Genomic DNA, 16,721 nt, shown 5'->3' with positions numbered 1-16,721 from the left:
CCCGTGACCGCCAGCGTCCATTGCCTTCGTCGCGCCAGGGGCCTCGCCCTTCGGGCCGGGGCACGCCGGGCCACATGCGGGCGTTGCAGGCCTTGCCCGGGCACGAGCCCGGGCGGCGGACTGCGCCTACGCCTGTGGCCCGGCGCACCCCGTCGTGGACGCGATCGGTTCATCCACAGCTTCTGAGCGCTGCACGCCGGCCGCCGCCAGGGCACACTCGCGCCTTTCGCCCACCCCATCTCCCGTGGACTTCCTGCTCCAGACCCTCGCCCAGTACGGCATCGCCTTCGTGTTCGCCATGGTGCTCATCGAGCAGCTCGGCGCGCCGATCCCCGCCTTCCCCGTGCTGATGCTGGGCGGCACGCTGGCCGCGCGCGGCGAACTTGCGCTGGCGCCGCTATTCGCCGCCGCCATGGCGGCCACGCTGATCGCCGACAACCTCTGGTACTGGGCCGGCGAGCGCCTGGGCCGGCGCGTGCTGCGCTTAATGTGCACGGTCTCGCTGACGCCGGACAGCTGCGTGCGCCAGACCGAATCCATCTTCCTGCGCTTCGGCCCGGCCTCGCTGATGGTCGCCAAGTTCGTGCCGGGCTTCGCCTCGGTGTCCACGGCGCTGTCGGGTGCGCTGCACATCCGGCGCGCCACCTTCGTGCTGTTCGACGCCATCGGCAGCGCGCTGTGGATCGGGCTGGGGCTGGCGCTGGGCTGGCTGTTTGCGTCGGCCATCGAGGATGCGCTGGCCACGCTGAGCGAACTGGGCCGCTGGGGCCTGGCGCTGCTGCTGGCGGCCGTGCTGGCCTTCGTGGCATCCAAGTGGTGGCAGCGGCGCCAGTTCCAGCGCCAGCTGGCAAGCGAACGCATCAGCGTGGAGACCCTGGCCGCGCACATGGACAGCGGCGAGCCCGCCGTGCTGCTCGACGTGCGCGTGCCCGGCAGCCTGCCGCACGGCCGCATCCCCGGCGCGCTGCAGATGCAGGGCAAGAACCTGCCGGGCGAACTGGACGCACTGGCGCGCGACACCCTGCTGGTGGTCTATTGCGCCTGCCCGAACGAGGTCTCGGCCGTGCAGGTGGCCCAGCGGCTGCAGCGCCAGGGCTTCACGCGCGTGCTGCCGCTGCGGGGCGGCGTGGACGCCTGGCTGGCCGCCGGGCGCCCGCTGGCAACGACCTGACCCCTACCAGGCCAGCCGCCAGCCGCCGGGCCCGACCGGCACCGGCGGCGTCTCCACCGGCAATGCACCGGGCTCCAGGAAGTCCGAGAGCACGTCGTCGCGCAGCGCGATGAAGCGCGGGTCGCTGCGGTGGCGCGGGTGCGGCAGGTCCACGTCGACGATGCGCCGGATGCGGCCCGGGTGCGGTTGCATCACCACCACCTGGTCGGCCAGGAACACGGCCTCCTCCACATCATGCGTGACCAGCAGCATGGTGATGCGCTCGGCCTGCCAGATGCGCTGCAGCTCGTTCTGCAGGCGCGCGCGCGTCAGCGCGTCGAGCGCGCCGAAGGGCTCGTCCAGCAGCAGCAGGCGCGGCCGGTTGACGAGGCCACGCGCGATCGCCACGCGCTGCGCCATGCCGCCCGAGATCTGGTGCGGGAAGGACTGCTCGAAACCCTGCAGCCCGACCAGCGCCACATGCTCGGCCACGCGCGTGCGCTTCTCGGCCGGCGTGAGCTGTGCGTTGCGCAGGCCCACGGCGATGTTCTGCTCCACGTTGAGCCAGGGGAACAGCCGGTGGTCCTGGAACACGATGCCGCGCTCGGGGCCGGTGCCCACGATGGGTTGGCCGTCGAGCTCGATGCGGCCCTCGTACTGGTCCTCCAGGCCCAGCACCAGGCGCAGCAGCGTGGACTTGCCGCAGCCGCTGGCGCCCACGATGCTCACGAAGCGGCCGGCCGGCACGTGCAGGTCGATGTTCTCCAGCACCTGCAGCTCGCCGCCGGCGGCCTGGGTGCTCGCGTAGCGCTTGCCCAGGGCGCGGATGTGCAGTTCGTTCTCGGCAGCGACAACAGTCATGCGGCGCCTCCTTTCAGTTGTGCTTGTTCGACGGGCGTGCTGTCGGCGCCCCTGCCGCATATGCTGGGCCGATCCCCGCAAGCGGGGCCCCTCGTCCTGGCGCTCATGCGGCTCTCCCCAACCAACGCGCCAGCCGGCGCTCCAACCAACGGGCCGAGGCGTTCATCGCCCAGCCCACCGAGCCGATGACCACCATGCCGAACAGCACGAGGTCCATGCGGAAATGCTCGCTGCCCTCGATCAGCGTGTTGCCGATGCCCTTGCCGGCCACCAGCAGGTACTCGGCGCCGATGGTGGCCAGCCAGGAATAGACCAGCGCGAGGTAGACGCCCGTGAAGATCGCCGGCAGCGCCGAGGGCAGCACCACCTGCGTGACGGTCTGCCAGCGCGTGAAGCCATAGACGCGCGCGACCTCCAGCAGCGCCTTGGGCGTGGTGCGGATGCCGTCGCAGGTGTTGACCACCACCGGCACCAGCGCGGCCAGCGACAGGAACACCACCTTGGCCACGTCGCCCAGGCCGAACCAGACCGAGATCAGCGGGATCCAGGCGAACAGCGAGATCTGCTTGAAGGTGTTGAAGCTGGGGCCGACGAGGCGGTTGAACAGCGGCGACAGGCCCAGCAAGGCCCCCAGCACGAGGCCGCCCAGCGTGCCGATCATGAAGCCCGTGGCTTCGCGCGCCAGGCTGGCCGACAGCGCGCGCCACAGCCGCCCGGTCTCGATCTGCTCCCAGGCCGTGGCCAGCACCTTGCCCGGCGCCACCAGCAGCGCCGAGTTCACGAGTTCGAAGCTGGCGGCCAGCGACCACAGCGCGATGGCCGCCACCGGCAGCACGAAGCCGCGCCAGCGGCCTGTCGCTTGCGGCTTGAGCGGCGCGAGCGCGGACAGCTCCGCACGTTCCGTCGCGACGCTCATGTTGTCCCCTTCACGCGGCGCTCGGCCCAGTCCAGCACCCGGTCGATGGCGTAGCCGATGGCGCCGACCACGATCACGGCGGCCATCACCTGGTCCAGCTGGAACAGCTGGCGGCCGTAGACGATCAGGTAGCCCAGGCCCTCGCTGGAGGCGACCAGCTCGACCACCACCAGCGACAGCCAGGCCTTGGTGAAGCCCAGGCGCAGACCGGTGAACAGCGTGGGCACGGCATGCGGCAGAACAATCTCGAGCACCTGCTGGCGTGGTGTGTAGCCATAGACGCGGCCGACCTCGCGCAGGCTCAAAGGCGTCTGCCGAAAGCCCTGCAAGGTGTTGAGCGCCACCGGCACCAGCGCGGCCTTGGCGATCAGGATGTACTTGAGCGGCTCGCCGATGCCGACCAGCAGCAGCACGAAGGGCAGCCAGCCCAGCACCGGGATCTGCACCAGCGCATTGAAGCTGGGCAGCAGGTAGGCCTCCGCGTTGCGCGACAAGCCCATGGCCGAACCCAGCGCCAGGCCCAGCAGCGCGCCGGCCGCGAAGCCGACCAGCACGCGCTGCAGGCTGGCCGAGACGTGCAGCCACAGGTCGCCGCTGGTGGCCAGGTCGCGCAGCGTCTCCCAGACGAATTGCGGTGGCGGCAGCACCTGGGGCGAGATCCAGCCCTGGGCAGCGCCCAGGAACCACAGCCCCAGCAGGGCCGCCGGCAGCAGCCAGGGCAGCAGCGCGTCGCCGCGCAAGCGTGCTGCCGTGCGCGGCACGGCGGCGGGCGCGGCCGGCGCAGCAGGGACAGCCGGCGCGGGCAGCGACGACGCGGCCAGCGCCCCGCCCGTCAGCAGCGGCACGAAGGTCTGCTCGACGCCCATCTCAGCGTGCGGCGACCGAGGCGCTGCCCGCCACGGGCTTGCCCTTGGCGTCGTAGGCCGTCCAGTGGTTCTCCAGGCCCTGCTTCTTGAGCGCGGCCTGCAGGTACTTCGGCTCGAACCAGTCGTCCACGGTCACGCTGCGGCGGATCAGCTTGAGCTTGAGTGCGTCGTCGACCACGGCCTTGTAGCGGGCGTTCAGGAACGCGTCGAGCAGCGGCGAATTGCGCTCGGCCAGCGACTGGTTCTCGAACTCCGCCTTGTACGAGGCGGCTGGCGTGCCGCTCTTGGCCCAGGTCGCGAACAGTTCCTCGCGGTTCTTCTCGTCGGAAGCCCACTTGGCGGCGCGCACGAACACGTCGACCACGCGCTGCACCTCGGCCGGGTTGGCTTTCTCGAACTCGCCGTGCACGAGCAGCGCGGCCTGGCGCGTGTAGGCCGGGTCCTGGCCCTGGGTGGAATAGACGATGCGGGCCAGCCCCTGGTCGCGCACCTTGAACCACTCGCTGCCGCCGAAGGCCGCATCGACGCCGCTGGAGACCAGCGCCGCCTGGGCGCTGCCGGTGTCCAGGTTCACGCCCTTGATGTCGCGCTCGGTGAGGCCGTTGGCGGCCAGCACGTTGATCGCGACCAGGTGGCCGTTGGTGCCGCGGAAGATCGAGACCTTGCGGTCCTTGAGGTCCTTGATCGACTGGATGGCGGACTGGGGCGGCACCACCACGTAGAGGTTGTTGCGCGTGCCGCTGGCCAGCAGCAGCCGGGTGTTCAGGCCGTTGGCGCGGCCCACGAGCGAAGGCAGGTCGCCCTGGTAGGCAAAGTCGATCTGCTTGTTCGACAGCGCCTCGTTGACGGCCGGGCCCGCGCCCTTGAAGAACAGCCACTCGATCTTGATGCCCGAGCCCTTGAACTCCTGTTCCAGCCACTGCTGGTTGCGCGCCACGCCGCCGGGCGAGCCGCCCCAGGTGACGGGATCGCCACCGCCGGCCGTGGCCACGCCGATGCGGATGACCTCGGGCGCGGCCTGCGCCGCGGTGAATGCGCCGAACAGCGCCAGTGCGGCGGCCCAGCCCTTGAAGACTTGCTTGGTCGAGAACATGCGGAAATCCTTGGAAAACGGTTCAGGTGGCGGACGCAAGGGCCAGCTGGCGGCCCACGGCCGTGCCGTCGAAGAAGTGCGGATTGGCCTCGGTGTAAAAGCGCAGCGGGTTGCCGAAGGTGAAGGCGCGGAAGTCCTGCGCCGAGAGCACGCCCTGCTCCACCAGGTCCCAGGTCTCGGCCAGCGGCTCGGTGAACTCGGGCACGTCCCAGTGGCCCACGTCGGACGACCAGATCGCGTTGATCTTCACGCCGCCCGGGTGCACGCGGTGGTTGAAGGCGGCGGCCACGGTGCGGTCGTCGGCCTCCGAGCCGAAGAAGAACGGATCGACCCAGCGCGCGCGGATGTCGTCCACGCTCTCGATGCCGGCCAGCGCGAAGTCGTCGATCTCGCTGTCGTTCGGCTCGCGGCTGTGCGGCAAGGCCGAGATACCCAGGCTGTCGCGCACCAGCGTGGCCTTGTCCACCGCGCGGCCCTGCAGCAGATCGGCGCCGTGCTGGTCGAACAGCGCGGCCAGCAGGTCGACATCGACGGCGGCGGGGTCGTAGTTGCGCACGGCATCGCGGTTGCGCTTCTCCCAGCGGTCCACCAGGTGGGTGAACACATGCGAGCCCCAGTCGGCCCCGCCCTCCAGCAGCGCCACGCGCAGGCCCGGGAAGCGCCGCGTGACGCCGCCGAAGAACAGCGCCTTGGCAAACGCCTGCGAGCCATCGGCGAAGTGGCCGATGTGGTTGAACATGTAGTTGCTGGTGGAGTGGCGGCCGGTCCAGCCCTGGCTGCCGTAGTGCGTGGTCACGGGCACGCCGAGCTCGACCACCTTGGCCCAGAACGGGTCGTAGTCGTGCGGACTGTCGATGCCGTAGAAGTCGGTGTAGGTCGCGTGCCTGGCGATCTCGGGGTGGTCCTTGGCCGGGTACTTCTCGGCAATCGCCGGGATCGGCCGGCGCACGCCGCCCGGGATGTTGGCCACCTTCAGGCCCAACGTCTTGATGGCGAACTCCAGTTCCTCGATGGCCTCCTTGGGGTTGTGCATCGGGATGCCGGCCACGGGCGTGAGCCGATCGGCATAGGCGCGGTACTGGTCGGCGTGGAAGTGGTTCAGCGCGCGGTGCAGCGGCTGGCGGTACTCGCTGCCGGCCGCGGCCGGCGACAGCACATCGTTGGGGAACAGCACCGAGTAGTCCGAGCCCTGCTCCGCCAGGCGCTCGTACAGCAGCGCCGGAATCGTGTAGGTGGCCAGGTCGTAGGTATTGCGCGTCACGCGGGCCCACCAGGGGGCGCGCAGCGTGCGGTGGTGGGCGCGCTCCTCCGCCGTCTGCTGGTACCAGTCCTTGCCACCGCCGTCGCGTGTGACGAAGCGGCCGCCCAGCGCCTTGCGCAGCGCATCGACCAGCTTGGGGCCGCCGTACTGGGCGATGTAGTCCTCCAGCACCGGCGCGTAGTCGTTTACGTGCACATCGGTGTCGATGACGGGGTGGTCCAGCCGCGCCTTGACGGCGGCCGAACGCGAAGCCTTGGCGGGGTTCAGGCGGGTGTTCACGCGGGTGCTCCTTGGATGGAATCGGTCAGCGCATCTTCGAAGCCGGTCAGCCCCGTGCAAACGAAGGCTTTCGCATGTGCATGCGTGCAGAACGGATAAGACGTAAGCTGCGCGGCACCATGGCCCACCCCCTCCTGCGCTGGAGCGCCCCCCTACTCGCCGCCCTTCTCGCCGCCCTGCTCGTTGCCTGCGGCACCGTCGAGAGCCTGAAACCCGGCATGCCGCGTGCCGAGGTGCTGTCGCGCTGGGGCCAGCCCACGCGCGTCCTGCCGCTGGCCCAGGGCGAGCGGCTGCAATACAGCTTCCAGCCGCTGGGCCAGGAGGTGGTGATGGTGGACATCGACGCCGCAGGCCGCGTGCTGCAGGCGCGCCAGGTACTCAACGAGAACGACTTTGCGCGCATCGCGCTGGACGGCAGCTGGACCCAGGCCGACATCGACCGCGAGTTCGGCCCGCCGGGCTACGTGGGGGCGGTCGGGCGCTGGGACGGACCGGTCTGGACCTACCGCTGGCGCGGCGGCATGGTGGACCAGATGTTCTACGTCTACTTCGATCCCGCCGGCCGGGTGCGGCGCACCGAGATCGGCATGGACCCGCGGCAATTCCGCAACATGCGCTAGGCGCGGGTGCCGGGCTGCACCGGCCGCCTCGCGCGGCCCGTGTCATGCGTGGAAAAAATGCTTGGCTGGCCTGAAGAGTTGGCTAGCAAAAACGACCTTGGAGACCGAAGTCTCGGGTCGCCCCACGATGAAACCGGTGGAAGTGCCTGCAGTGCTGCACTGCACTTCCGATGGCTCAACTATACATCAATTGAGAAGCACTCTCATTTGATGCCCTGTTGCCGGTGCGGCTTTTACGTCGGCCGCACCAGCCAGCCGGGGCTCAGGCGCCGCGCTCCCAGCCACCGCCCAGCGCGCGCACCAGGCCCACCGTGGCCTGGTATTGCGCCGACTTGACCTGCAGCGCCTGGCGCCGGTTGCGCAGCTCGCTGCGGCGCGCGTCCAGCAGCTCGATCTGGCTCACGAGGCCGTTGCGGTAGCGCGTTTCCGACAGCGCCGAGGCGCGCGTGGCCGCGGTCACGGCACGGCCCTGGGCCTGCGATTGCGCGTCGAGCAGGCGCAGCGCGGCCAACTGGTCCTCCACGTCGCGGAAGGCACCCAGCACCTGGGCGCGGTAGCCGGCGGCGGCCACATCCAGCTGCGCGGCTGCGTTCTGCAAGTTGGCCTCGCGCCGGCCGCCGTCGAAGATCGGCAAGGACAGCAAGGCGCCGATGCCCCATGACCGGGCCGACCACTTGAACAGGTCGCCGAGGTCGGTCGAGGCGAAGCCGCCCGCACCGGTCAGCGCGATGTCGGGGAACCAGGCCGTGCGCGCCACGCCCACGCGGGCCTGGGCGGCCTGCAGGCTCAGCTGCGCGGCCGACACGTCGGGCCGGCGCGCGAGCACCGCGGCCGGCACGCCGGCCGGGATCTGCGGCAGCGCGCTGCGCCAGTCCTGCGGCGCCAGCGCGAAACTGGAGGCGGCCTCGCCGACCAGCACGGCCAGCGCATGCTCCGTCTCGGCACGGCTGCGGTCCAGCGCCAGCGCCTCGGCCTCGTTGGCAGCCACCTCGCCCTGCACGCGCACGAGGTCGAGCTCGGCCACGTCGCCCGCGTCGTAGCGGCGCTGCGTCAGGCGCAGCGTGTCGTCGTAGGCGGCCACGGTCTGGCGCACCAGCGCGCGTTCATCGTCCAGCGCACGGAGCAGGAGGTAGGTCTGCGCGGTCTGGGCCTGCACCATGAGGCGCGTGCTTTGCAGCAGCGCGGCACGCGCATCCGCATCCAGCCCGGCCGCGTCGCGCGCCTGCGCCAGGCGGCCGAACAGGTCCAGCTCGTAGGAGAAATTCGCCTTGGCCGTCAGCACGCTGGCCGGCTGGCTGCCCTGCGCGGTGTCGGCCCCGGCGCCACGCTGGGCGCCGGCACCGATGCCGATCTGCGGTGCGCGGTCGGCCTCGGCGTTGCGCAGCAGCGCACGCGCCTGGGCCAGCCGTGCCGCGGCCTCCTGCACGCTGGTGTTGCGGGCGGCGGCACGTTCGACCAGGTCGTTCAGCACCGGGTCGTTGAAGGCCAGCCACCAGGCGCCGCGCTCGGCCCGTTCGGCCGGGGCGACGGTGGCAAAGCGTGCGTTGCCTTCCTTGAAGGCGGTGGGCACGGCCGGCAGTGCGTGCTCGGCCGGGGTGGCCGGCAGCGGGCCGCTGGCACAGCCGGCCAGGATCAGCGCGGCCAGCAGGGGGGTGACGATGGCGTTCAGTCGCATGGTTCTTCTCCTCACTCGATGGGGTGGCGCGGCGCGGCCGGCAGCGGCTGGATGGAGCCACCGCCTGCACCGTGGGCCGGGGCCGATGCCACGACCGGCACATGCACCTCGCCGTGCTGCACCAGCGGCCGGTTGCCGGCCAGGCGGCGCATCAGCACGTAGAACACCGGGGTCAGGAACAGGCCGAAGGCCGTCACGCCGATCATCCCGGCGAACACCGCCACGCCCATGGCCGAGCGCATCTCGGCGCCGGCGCCGGTGGACAGCACCAGGGGCAGCACGCCCATGATGAAGGCCAGCGAGGTCATCAGGATCGGGCGCAGCCGCAGCCGGCTGGCCTCGATCGCGGCCTGGACCGGCGTGCGCCCACCGAACTCCAGCTCACGCGCGAATTCCACGATCAGGATCGCGTTCTTCGCCGAGAGCCCCACCAGCACGATGAGACCGATCTGGGTGAACACGTTGTTGTCCCCGCCGTCGATCCAGACGCCGGTCATCGCCGCCAGGATGCCCATGGGCACGATCAGGATGATGGCCAGCGGCAGCGTCAGGCTTTCGTACTGCGCGGCCAGCACCAGGAACACCAGCAGGATCGCCAGCGGGAACACCAGGAAGGCGGAGTTGCCGGCCAGGATCTCCTGGTAGGTCAGCTCGGTCCATTCGTAGCTCACGCCCTTGGGCAGCGTCTCGGCCGCGATGCGTTCGATCGCGTCCTGCGCCTGGCCCGAGGAGAAGCCGGGCGCCGCGCCGCCGTTGATGTCGGCGGCCAGGTAGCCGTTGTAGCGCATGGCGCGTTCCGGGCCGAAGCTGGAGTTCACTTTCATCAGCGCCGACAGCGGCACCATCTCGCCCGAGGACGAGCGCACCTTGAGCAGGCCCACGTCTTCGGCACGAGCACGGTAGGGCGCATCGGCCTGCACGCGCACGCTGTAGGTCCGGCCGAACTTGTTGAAGTCGTTGGCGTACAGGCTGCCCAGGTAGATCTGCATGGTGTCGAAGATGTCGGTCACCGGCACGCCGAGCTGGCGCGCCTTGGTGCGGTCGATGTCGGCGTACAGCTGGGGCACGTTGACCTGCCAGCTGGTGAACATGCCGGCCAGCTCGGGCGTCTGGTAGGCCTTGGCCATGAAGGCTTTGACGGCCTTGTCCATCTCGTCGTAGCCCAGGCCGCCACGGTCTTCCAGCTGCAGCTTGAAGCCGCCGGTGGTGCCGAGGCCGGCCACGGGTGGCGGCGGGAACATCACGATGAAGGCGTCCTGGATCGCACCGAAGGCCTGGTTCAACTGGCCGGCCACGGCACCGCCGCTCTGGTCGGCGCGCTTGCGTTGGTCGAAGGGCTTGAGCGTGGCGAACACGATGCCCGAGTTCGAGCTGTTGGTGAAGCCGTTGATCGACAGGCCGGGGAAGGCGATGGCGTCTTCCACGTTCGGGTTCTGCTTGACGATCTCGCCCATGCGCTTGATCACGTCCTCGGTGCGGTCCAGCGTCGCGCCGTCGGGCAGCTGGGCGAAGCCGATCAGGTACTGCTTGTCCTGCGCCGGCACGAAACCGCCGGGGATGGCCTTGAACAGGCCGAAGGTCACACCGATCAGCGCGAGGTAGATCACCATCATCAGCGCCTTGCGGCCGATCACGCGCTTCACACCGCCGCTGTAGGCCTCCGAGCCGCGGTGGAAGAATTTGTTGAAGCCGCGGAACAGCCAGCCCAGGGTCTTGTCCATGAAGCGGGTCAGCGCGTCCTTGGGCGCGTCGTGGCTCTTGAGCAGCAAGGCGGCGAGCGCGGGCGACAAGGTCAGCGAGTTGATCGCCGAGATCACGGTGGAGATCGCAATCGTCACCGCGAACTGCTTGTAGAACTGGCCCGTGAGCCCGCTGATGAAGGCCAGCGGCACGAACACGGCCACCAGCACCAGCGCGATGGCGATGATGGGGCCCGACACCTCGCGCATGGCGCGGTAGGTGGCTTCGCGCGGCGACAGGCCGGCCTCGATGTTGCGCTCCACGTTCTCGACCACCACGATGGCGTCGTCCACCACGATGCCGATGGCCAGCACCAGGCCGAACAGCGACAGCGCGTTGATCGAGAACCCGAGGATGTGCAGCACCGCGAAGGTGCCCACCACCGACACCGGCACGGCCAGCAGCGGGATGATGGAGGCGCGCCAGGTCTGCAGGAACAGGATCACCACCAGCACCACCAGGGCGATGGCTTCGAGCAGCGTGTGGATCACCGATTCGATGGACGCCCGCACGAACTGCGTCGGGTCGTAGGCGATGCGGAACTCCACGCCCTCGGGCATGCTTTTCGCCAGTTCGGCCATGGTGGCGCGCACGTCGCGAGAGATGTCCAGGGAGTTCGAGCCGGGCGACTGGAACACGCCCATGCCGACGGCCGCGTCGTTGTTCAGCAGCGAGCGCAGCGAGTAGTCGGCCGCGCCCATTTCCAGGCGGCCGATGTCGCGCAAGCGGGTCACGGCGCCGTCGGTGCCGCTCTTGACGATGATGTCGCCGAACTCCTCTTCGCTCTGCAGGCGGCCCTGGGCGTTGATGGACAGCTGCATGTCCACGCCGGCCAGGCCGGGCGATGCGCCCACCACGCCAGCCGCGGCCTGGATGTTCTGGCCGCGGATCGCCGCCACCACATCGCTGGCCGACAGGCCGCGCTGCGCCACCTTCTGCGGGTCCAGCCAGACGCGCATCGCGTAGTCGCCGCCGCCGAAGATCTGCACCTGGCCCACGCCCTGGATGCGTGCGAGGCGGTCCTTCACGTTGAGCACCGCGTAGTTGCGCAGGTAGTTCATGTCGTAGCGGTCGTTCGGCGAGACCAGGTGCACCACCATGGTCAGGTCGGGCGCGCTCTTGACCGTGGTGATGCCCAGGCGGCGCACCTCCTCGGGCAGGCGCGGCTCGGCCTGCGAGACGCGGTTCTGCACCAGCTGCTGGGCCTTGTCGGGATCGGTGCCGAGCTTGAAGGTCACGGTCAGCGTCATCACGCCGTCGGTGGTGGCCTGGCTGCCCATGTAGAGCATGCCTTCGACGCCGTTGATCTGCTCTTCCAGCGGCGTGGCCACGGTCTCGGCGATCACCTTGGGGTTGGCGCCGGGGTAGTTGGCGCGCACCACCACCTGCGGCGGCGCGACCTCAGGGTACTCGGAGATCGGCAGCGCGCGCATGGCGATCAAGCCGGCGAGGAAGATCAGCACCGACAGCACGCCGGCAAAGATCGGCCGGTCGATGAAGAATTTGGAGAGGTTCATGGCAAAGGTCCCCCCTGCCACCGGCGCGCTGGGCGCCGGCAGGCATGGTGTGGCTGGATTCGGATGGGCTTAAGGAATCAGGACTTGGAGCCGGCGGCGGCGTCGGCCTTGGCCTGCTGTCCCGGGCCTTGCGGCCGTGCGTCCATGGCCACCGGTTGCGGGTCCAGCACGGCGCCGGGGCGCACGCGCTGCAGGCCGTTGACGACCACCCGCTCGCCCGGTTGCAGGCCCTGCGTCACGATGCGCAGGCCGTTCGCGCTCGCCCCCAGCGTGACCTGGCGCCACTGCGCCTTGTTGTCGGCGTCGACCACGAAGACGAACTTCTTGTCCTGGTCCGTGCCCACGGCGCGTTCGTTGACCAGCAGCGCGGGCGCGGTCTTGACCTGGCCCATGCGCAAGCGTGCGAACTGGCCGGGCATCAGCGCGCCGTCCTTGTTGTCGAACTGGGCGCGCACGCGCACCGTGCCGCTCTTGGCATCGACCTGGTTGTCGACCCACTGCAGGCGGCCGACCAGCGGCGTGGCGTCGTCCGCCGCCGTGCCCATCTGCACCGGGATGCGGTCGATCTGCGTGCGCGTGCCGCCACCGGGCAGGTCGCGCAGCGCCTTTGTCACGACCTGCTCGTCGGCATCGAAGCTGGCGTAGATCGGACTGACCGAGACCAGCGTGGTCAACACCGGTGCGCCGGCGCCGGCCGACACCAGGTTGCCCACCGTGACCTCGACCTTGCCGGCGCGGCCGGCGACCGGCGCGCGCACCTGCGTCCACGACAGGTTCAGCCGGGCCGATTGCAGTGCGGCCTGGGCGGCGCGCAGGTTGGCCTGGGCTTCGCGGTGCGCGTTGGCGCGTTCGTCGTGTTCGCGCTGGGCGATGGCGCGCTCGTCCAGCAGGCGCTGGGCCCGGTCGAGTTCGCCGCGGGTGAAGGACTGGCGCGCCTCGGCGGCCACCACCTGGGCTTCGGCACGCTCGACATCGGCCGCGTACGAGGCCGGGTCGATGGTGACCAGCAGGTCGCCCTTCTTCACGAGGGCGCCTTCGCGGAAGTGCACCGACAGCACGGTGCCGGCGACGCGCGAGCGCAGGTCGACACGCTCCACCGCTTCGAGCCGGCCGGAGAACTCGTCCCAGGTGGCGACTTCGGATTGCGCCACCGTGGCGACCGAGACCGGCGTGGCCGGCGGCGCGACCGGCAACGCGTCGGCATGCACCTGGGGCGACTGCAGCATGAAGCCCAGGCCAGCGGCGGCCATGGCCAGCACCAGCGCGGTGCCCACGGCCAGCAGACGGTTGCGCCGCGGACGGCGTGCGGAATACGGATCGGCAAACGGATCGTTGGTCGGATCGGACATGGCTACTCCCTCGAACAAAAAAACGAGAACAACAAAACCTCTCCGGCCGTTCTGCAGCGGCCGGTTCAGGCGGATCGGAAAGAAGGCCCCTCCGCGTGGGAGGAGGGGCGGACGGTTACTCGGCGCTCTTCTTCACCGGCAGCTGCGCGGCGAAGAAGCCCTCCAGGCGCGGCCGCACCATGGCGGCGCACGCGCACTCCATGGGCTCGCTGGCCAGCAAGGTGTTGGGCCAACCCGTGGCCGGGGTCAGCATCTCGAAATCGACAGCCACGCCGGCGGCGCGCAGCTTGTCGGCATAGGCCCGGGCCTCGTCGCGCATGGGGTCGTCGCTGGAGGTCAGCACCAGCGTGGGCGCGATGCCCGCCAGCCGAAGCGAACCGCCAGGCACGGCGTAGGGGTGGGTGGCGTCCTGCGGGCAGCGCAGGTAGTTGCGCCAGCCTTCGGCCCACTTGCCCTGGGTCTCGGTGCAGTTGAATTCGCGCACCGAAGCCATGCCCGTGCAGGGGTCCAGCATGGGCGAGACCAGCACCTGGCCGGCCAGCGGCGGATGGGCACGGTCGCGCGCAATCAAGGCCGTGGCCGCGGCCAGGTTGCCGCCGGCTTCCTCGCCGGCCAGGAACACCGACGCGCCGGTGCCGGCCAGCTTGGCACGCTGCTTGTAGGCCCACTCGAGCACGCCGTAGCCCACGTCCAGCGCCTGCGGGAACGGATGGGCGGGCGCCAGCGGATAGGCGATGGAGACGACGATGGCGCCGGCCTCGGCCAGCATGCTGGCCAGCTTGACGCCGCAGTCCAGCCCGCCGGCCGTGAAGGCGCCGCCGTGGTAGTGCACCACGAGCGGGGCCGCCTGGCCGCGCTTCTTCTCCCCGTAGATCCGGGCGGGCACGGGCTCCAGGCCCTTGAGCTCGACCACGGTCTCACGCCAGCTCGCAAAGCCGTTGCCCTGCGGGGCAGCGGTGGTCGACGGGGTGGCGGTGGCGGCGGACATGGCAGGCTCCTGGAACAGCGTAGAGAAAGGACTCGGCTTGACGATGCTGGTAAATGTAGAGGCGTCGCGGTGTCGGATAAATGCGCAACACACCGCTTCACTGTTTCCGAGCCGCCAACAATGTCCCGAAAATGACAGGGGACAAGCCGGCAGAACCTTTCGGACCTACGGGTATCTACTGAACCTCAAGCAAAAGCAAGAAGGAAGCCAATGGACCAGATCCAGTCGATGCGGACGTTCACGCGCGTCGTGGAAGCAGGCAGTTTCACGAAGGCGGCCGAGTCGCTGGATGTGCCCAAGGGCACGGTCACCAAGCAGATCCAGGCATTGGAGACGCGGCTGCGCGTGCGGCTCTTGAACCGCACCACGCGCCGCGTGACCGTCACGCCCGACGGCGCGGCCTACTACGAGCGCACGCTGCGGCTGCTCTCGGACCTGGACGACATCGAGGCCAGCATGAGCAACGCCCAGGCCCGGCCCAGCGGCCGGCTGCGCGTGGACATCGGTGCCTCGGTGGCGCGGCTGCTCGTGATCCCGGCGCTGCAGGGCTTCTTCGAGCGCTACCCCGACATCCAGCTCGACCTGGGCGTCAGCGACCGGCCGGTCGACCTGATCGCCGACAACGTGGACTGCGTGATCCGCGGCGGCGAGCTGACCGAGCAGTCGCTGGTGGCGCGGCGCATCGGCAACATCGACTTCGTGACCGTGGCCTCGCCGGCCTACCTGGCGCGCCACGGCACGCCCGCGCACCCGACCGAGCTGGCGCACCAGCACACCATGGTGAGCTTCTTCTCCTCGCGCACGGGCCGGCAGTACACCCACTACTTCGAGTGCAACGGCGAGAGCCACGAGATCACGGGCCGCTACCAGCTCGCCGTGAACGAGAGCAACGCGCTGTCGGAGGCCGCGCTGGCCGGCCTGGGCATCGTGGCGCTGACCCGCTTCGACGTGAAGCCGCACATCGAGAGCGGCGCACTGGTGCAGATCCTGCCGGACTGGAAGCGCCGCACCCTGCCCTTCTACGTGGTCTACCCGCCCAACCGCCACCTCTCGGCCAAGGTGCGCGCCTTCGTCGACTGGGCGGCCGAGCTGTTCGCCCAAAACCCTTACATGCAGGTCCGCTGACAGGATCGCGCGTTCCCGCTACAGTCGCGCCCCCACCGCACCCGCGGGCACCCCAACAGCACAGGAAAGACGAATGGACCAGATCCAGTCCATGCGCATGGCCGCGCGCGCCGCCGCGGCCGGCGGCTTCACCACGCAGCTGCGGCCTGCAGGCCGCGGCGCGTCCAGCGCCTCTCTCGCCAAGAGGGTCATCGGCCGGCCGGCTTGACCTTCCCAGGATGTGAGCTTGGAGACTGCGGCCCTTATCGCAATCCACCCATGGAGAACCACATGATCGCCTCGGAGGTGAACCCTCTGCACCGCGGCCACAGCGCGCGCCGCAGCACCATGGCCCGCCCACGGGCCCAGGGCCTGGAGAGCCGCTGATGGACCAGATCCAGTCCATGCGCATGTTCACGCGCGTCGTCGAGGCCGGCAGCTTCACCAAGGCGGCCGAGTCGCTCGACATTCCCAAGGGCACCGTCACCAAGCAGATCCAGTACCTGGAGGCGCGCCTGCGCGTCAAGCTGCTCAACCGCACCACGCGCCGCGTGACCGTCACGCCCGACGGCGCGGCCTACTACGAGCGCACCGTGCGCCTGCTGTCGGATTTCGACGACATCGAGGCCAGCATGAGCAGTGCCCAGTCGCGCCCGAGCGGGCGGCTGCGCGTGGACGTGGGTGCCTCCATCGCGCGGCTGCTCGTGATCCCGCAACTGCACAGCTTCTTCGAGCGCTTTCCCGACATCCAGCTCGACCTGGGCGTCAGCGACCGCCCGGTCGACCTCATCGCCGACAACGTGGACTGCGTGATCCGCGGCGGCGAACTCACCGAGCAATCACTGGTGGCGCGGCGCATCGGCGGCGTGGAACTCATCACCGTGGCCACGCCGGGCTACCTGGCCCAGCACGGCACGCCGGCCCACCCGACCGAGCTGGAGAAGGGCCACCGCCTCATCAACTACTTCTCCTCGCGCACGGGCCGGCAATTCCCGCACCTGTTCCAGCAGGGCGAGGAGCTGCTGGAGATCCTCGGCGCCTACCAGCTCGCGGTCAACGAAAGCAATGCACTGACCACGGCCGTGCTGGCCGGCCTGGGCATCACGCAAGTCGCGCGCTTCGGCCTGCAGCACCACCTGGACAACGGCACGCTGGTGCGCGTGCTGCCCGACTGGGGCCATCCGCCGATCCCGCTGCACGTGGTCTACCCGCCCAACCGCCACCTGTCGGCCAAGGTGCGCGCCTTCGTGGACTGGGCGACCGAGCTGCTCGCCAAGACGCCCTACCTGCAGGCCCGCTGAA

At 69.9% G+C, this 16,721-nt stretch carries 14 protein-coding genes; 5 read left to right on the top strand and 9 right to left on the bottom strand.

Translation table 11 applies throughout. From position 1 onward, the window contains the following. Window positions 1–244: 244 nt before the first annotated feature. Window positions 245–1,171 carry a VTT domain-containing protein gene (locus tag ACSQ4M_RS10860; protein WP_436189546.1) on the top strand — a complete coding sequence of 309 codons (927 nt, stop codon included), beginning with the start codon at window positions 245–247 and terminating at the stop codon, window positions 1,169–1,171. Window positions 1,172–1,174: 3 nt separating this feature from the next. On the opposite strand, the gene ACSQ4M_RS10855 is transcribed toward ACSQ4M_RS10860, so the two are convergent. From ACSQ4M_RS10855 to ACSQ4M_RS10835, 5 genes are all read right to left on the bottom strand, one after another. Next, complete coding sequence (locus tag ACSQ4M_RS10855) at window positions 1,175–2,011, bottom strand: ABC transporter ATP-binding protein (protein WP_436189545.1); 837 nt, start codon at window positions 2,009–2,011, stop codon at window positions 1,175–1,177. Between the two features lie 103 nt (window positions 2,012–2,114). Then, window positions 2,115–2,927: an ABC transporter permease gene (locus ACSQ4M_RS10850; RefSeq protein WP_436189544.1), complete on the bottom strand. Its 813-nt coding sequence runs from the start codon at window positions 2,925–2,927 to the stop codon at window positions 2,115–2,117. Continuing rightward, the gene (locus ACSQ4M_RS10845; RefSeq protein WP_436189543.1) at window positions 2,924–3,793 is read right to left on the bottom strand and encodes an ABC transporter permease; all 870 of its coding nucleotides are present in this window, start codon (window positions 3,791–3,793) and stop codon (window positions 2,924–2,926) included. The genes ACSQ4M_RS10850 and ACSQ4M_RS10845 overlap by 4 nt, the downstream gene beginning before the upstream one ends. 1 nt (window position 3,794) lies before the next feature. Continuing rightward, complete coding sequence (locus ACSQ4M_RS10840) at window positions 3,795–4,886, bottom strand: ABC transporter substrate-binding protein (protein WP_436189542.1); 1,092 nt, start codon at window positions 4,884–4,886, stop codon at window positions 3,795–3,797. A 22-nt stretch (window positions 4,887–4,908) separates the two neighbouring features. Further along, complete coding sequence (locus ACSQ4M_RS10835) at window positions 4,909–6,426, bottom strand: amidohydrolase family protein (RefSeq protein ID WP_436189541.1); 1,518 nt, start codon at window positions 6,424–6,426, stop codon at window positions 4,909–4,911. A 119-nt stretch (window positions 6,427–6,545) separates the two neighbouring features. On the opposite strand from ACSQ4M_RS10835, the gene ACSQ4M_RS10830 reads away from it, so the two are divergent. After that, window positions 6,546–7,046 carry a hypothetical protein gene (locus ACSQ4M_RS10830; RefSeq protein ID WP_436189540.1) on the top strand — a complete coding sequence of 167 codons (501 nt, stop codon included), beginning with the start codon at window positions 6,546–6,548 and terminating at the stop codon, window positions 7,044–7,046. Between the two features lie 262 nt (window positions 7,047–7,308). Here ACSQ4M_RS10830 and ACSQ4M_RS10825 read toward each other — a convergent pair whose 3' ends face one another. The 4 genes from ACSQ4M_RS10825 to ACSQ4M_RS10810 all read right to left on the bottom strand — a co-directional run bounded on the left by ACSQ4M_RS10825 (window position 7,309) and on the right by ACSQ4M_RS10810 (window position 14,315). After that, complete coding sequence (locus ACSQ4M_RS10825; protein WP_436189539.1) at window positions 7,309–8,721, bottom strand: efflux transporter outer membrane subunit; 1,413 nt, start codon at window positions 8,719–8,721, stop codon at window positions 7,309–7,311. A gap of 11 nt (window positions 8,722–8,732) precedes the next feature. Then, entirely contained in the window at window positions 8,733–11,978 is a 3,246-nt protein-coding gene (locus tag ACSQ4M_RS10820; RefSeq protein WP_436189538.1) for an efflux RND transporter permease subunit, read from the bottom strand. 77 nt (window positions 11,979–12,055) lie between these two features. Further along, a complete protein-coding gene (locus tag ACSQ4M_RS10815; RefSeq protein ID WP_436189537.1) occupies window positions 12,056–13,327 on the bottom strand; it encodes an efflux RND transporter periplasmic adaptor subunit in 1,272 nt (423 codons plus the stop codon). Between the two features lie 115 nt (window positions 13,328–13,442). After that, entirely contained in the window at window positions 13,443–14,315 is an 873-nt protein-coding gene (locus ACSQ4M_RS10810) for an alpha/beta hydrolase (protein WP_436189536.1), read from the bottom strand. A 210-nt stretch (window positions 14,316–14,525) separates the two neighbouring features. Here ACSQ4M_RS10810 and ACSQ4M_RS10805 point away from each other — a divergent pair, with 210 nt between their 5' ends. From ACSQ4M_RS10805 to ACSQ4M_RS10795, 3 genes are all read left to right on the top strand, one after another. After that, complete coding sequence (locus ACSQ4M_RS10805) at window positions 14,526–15,440, top strand: LysR family transcriptional regulator (protein WP_436189535.1); 915 nt, start codon at window positions 14,526–14,528, stop codon at window positions 15,438–15,440. A 73-nt stretch (window positions 15,441–15,513) separates the two neighbouring features. Beyond that, window positions 15,514–15,648, top strand: coding sequence for a hypothetical protein (locus ACSQ4M_RS10800; RefSeq protein WP_436189534.1), 135 nt, complete (start codon window positions 15,514–15,516; stop codon window positions 15,646–15,648). Between the two features lie 157 nt (window positions 15,649–15,805). Continuing rightward, entirely contained in the window at window positions 15,806–16,720 is a 915-nt protein-coding gene (locus tag ACSQ4M_RS10795) for a LysR family transcriptional regulator (RefSeq protein WP_436189533.1), read from the top strand. Window position 16,721: the final 1 nt, after the last annotated feature.

Source organism: Pseudorhodoferax sp. LjRoot39 (assembly GCF_964253035.1).
Taxonomy (GTDB): Bacteria; Pseudomonadota; Gammaproteobacteria; order Burkholderiales; family Burkholderiaceae_C; genus Pseudorhodoferax.
This window is presented reverse-complemented; position numbering and strand designations above follow the sequence as displayed.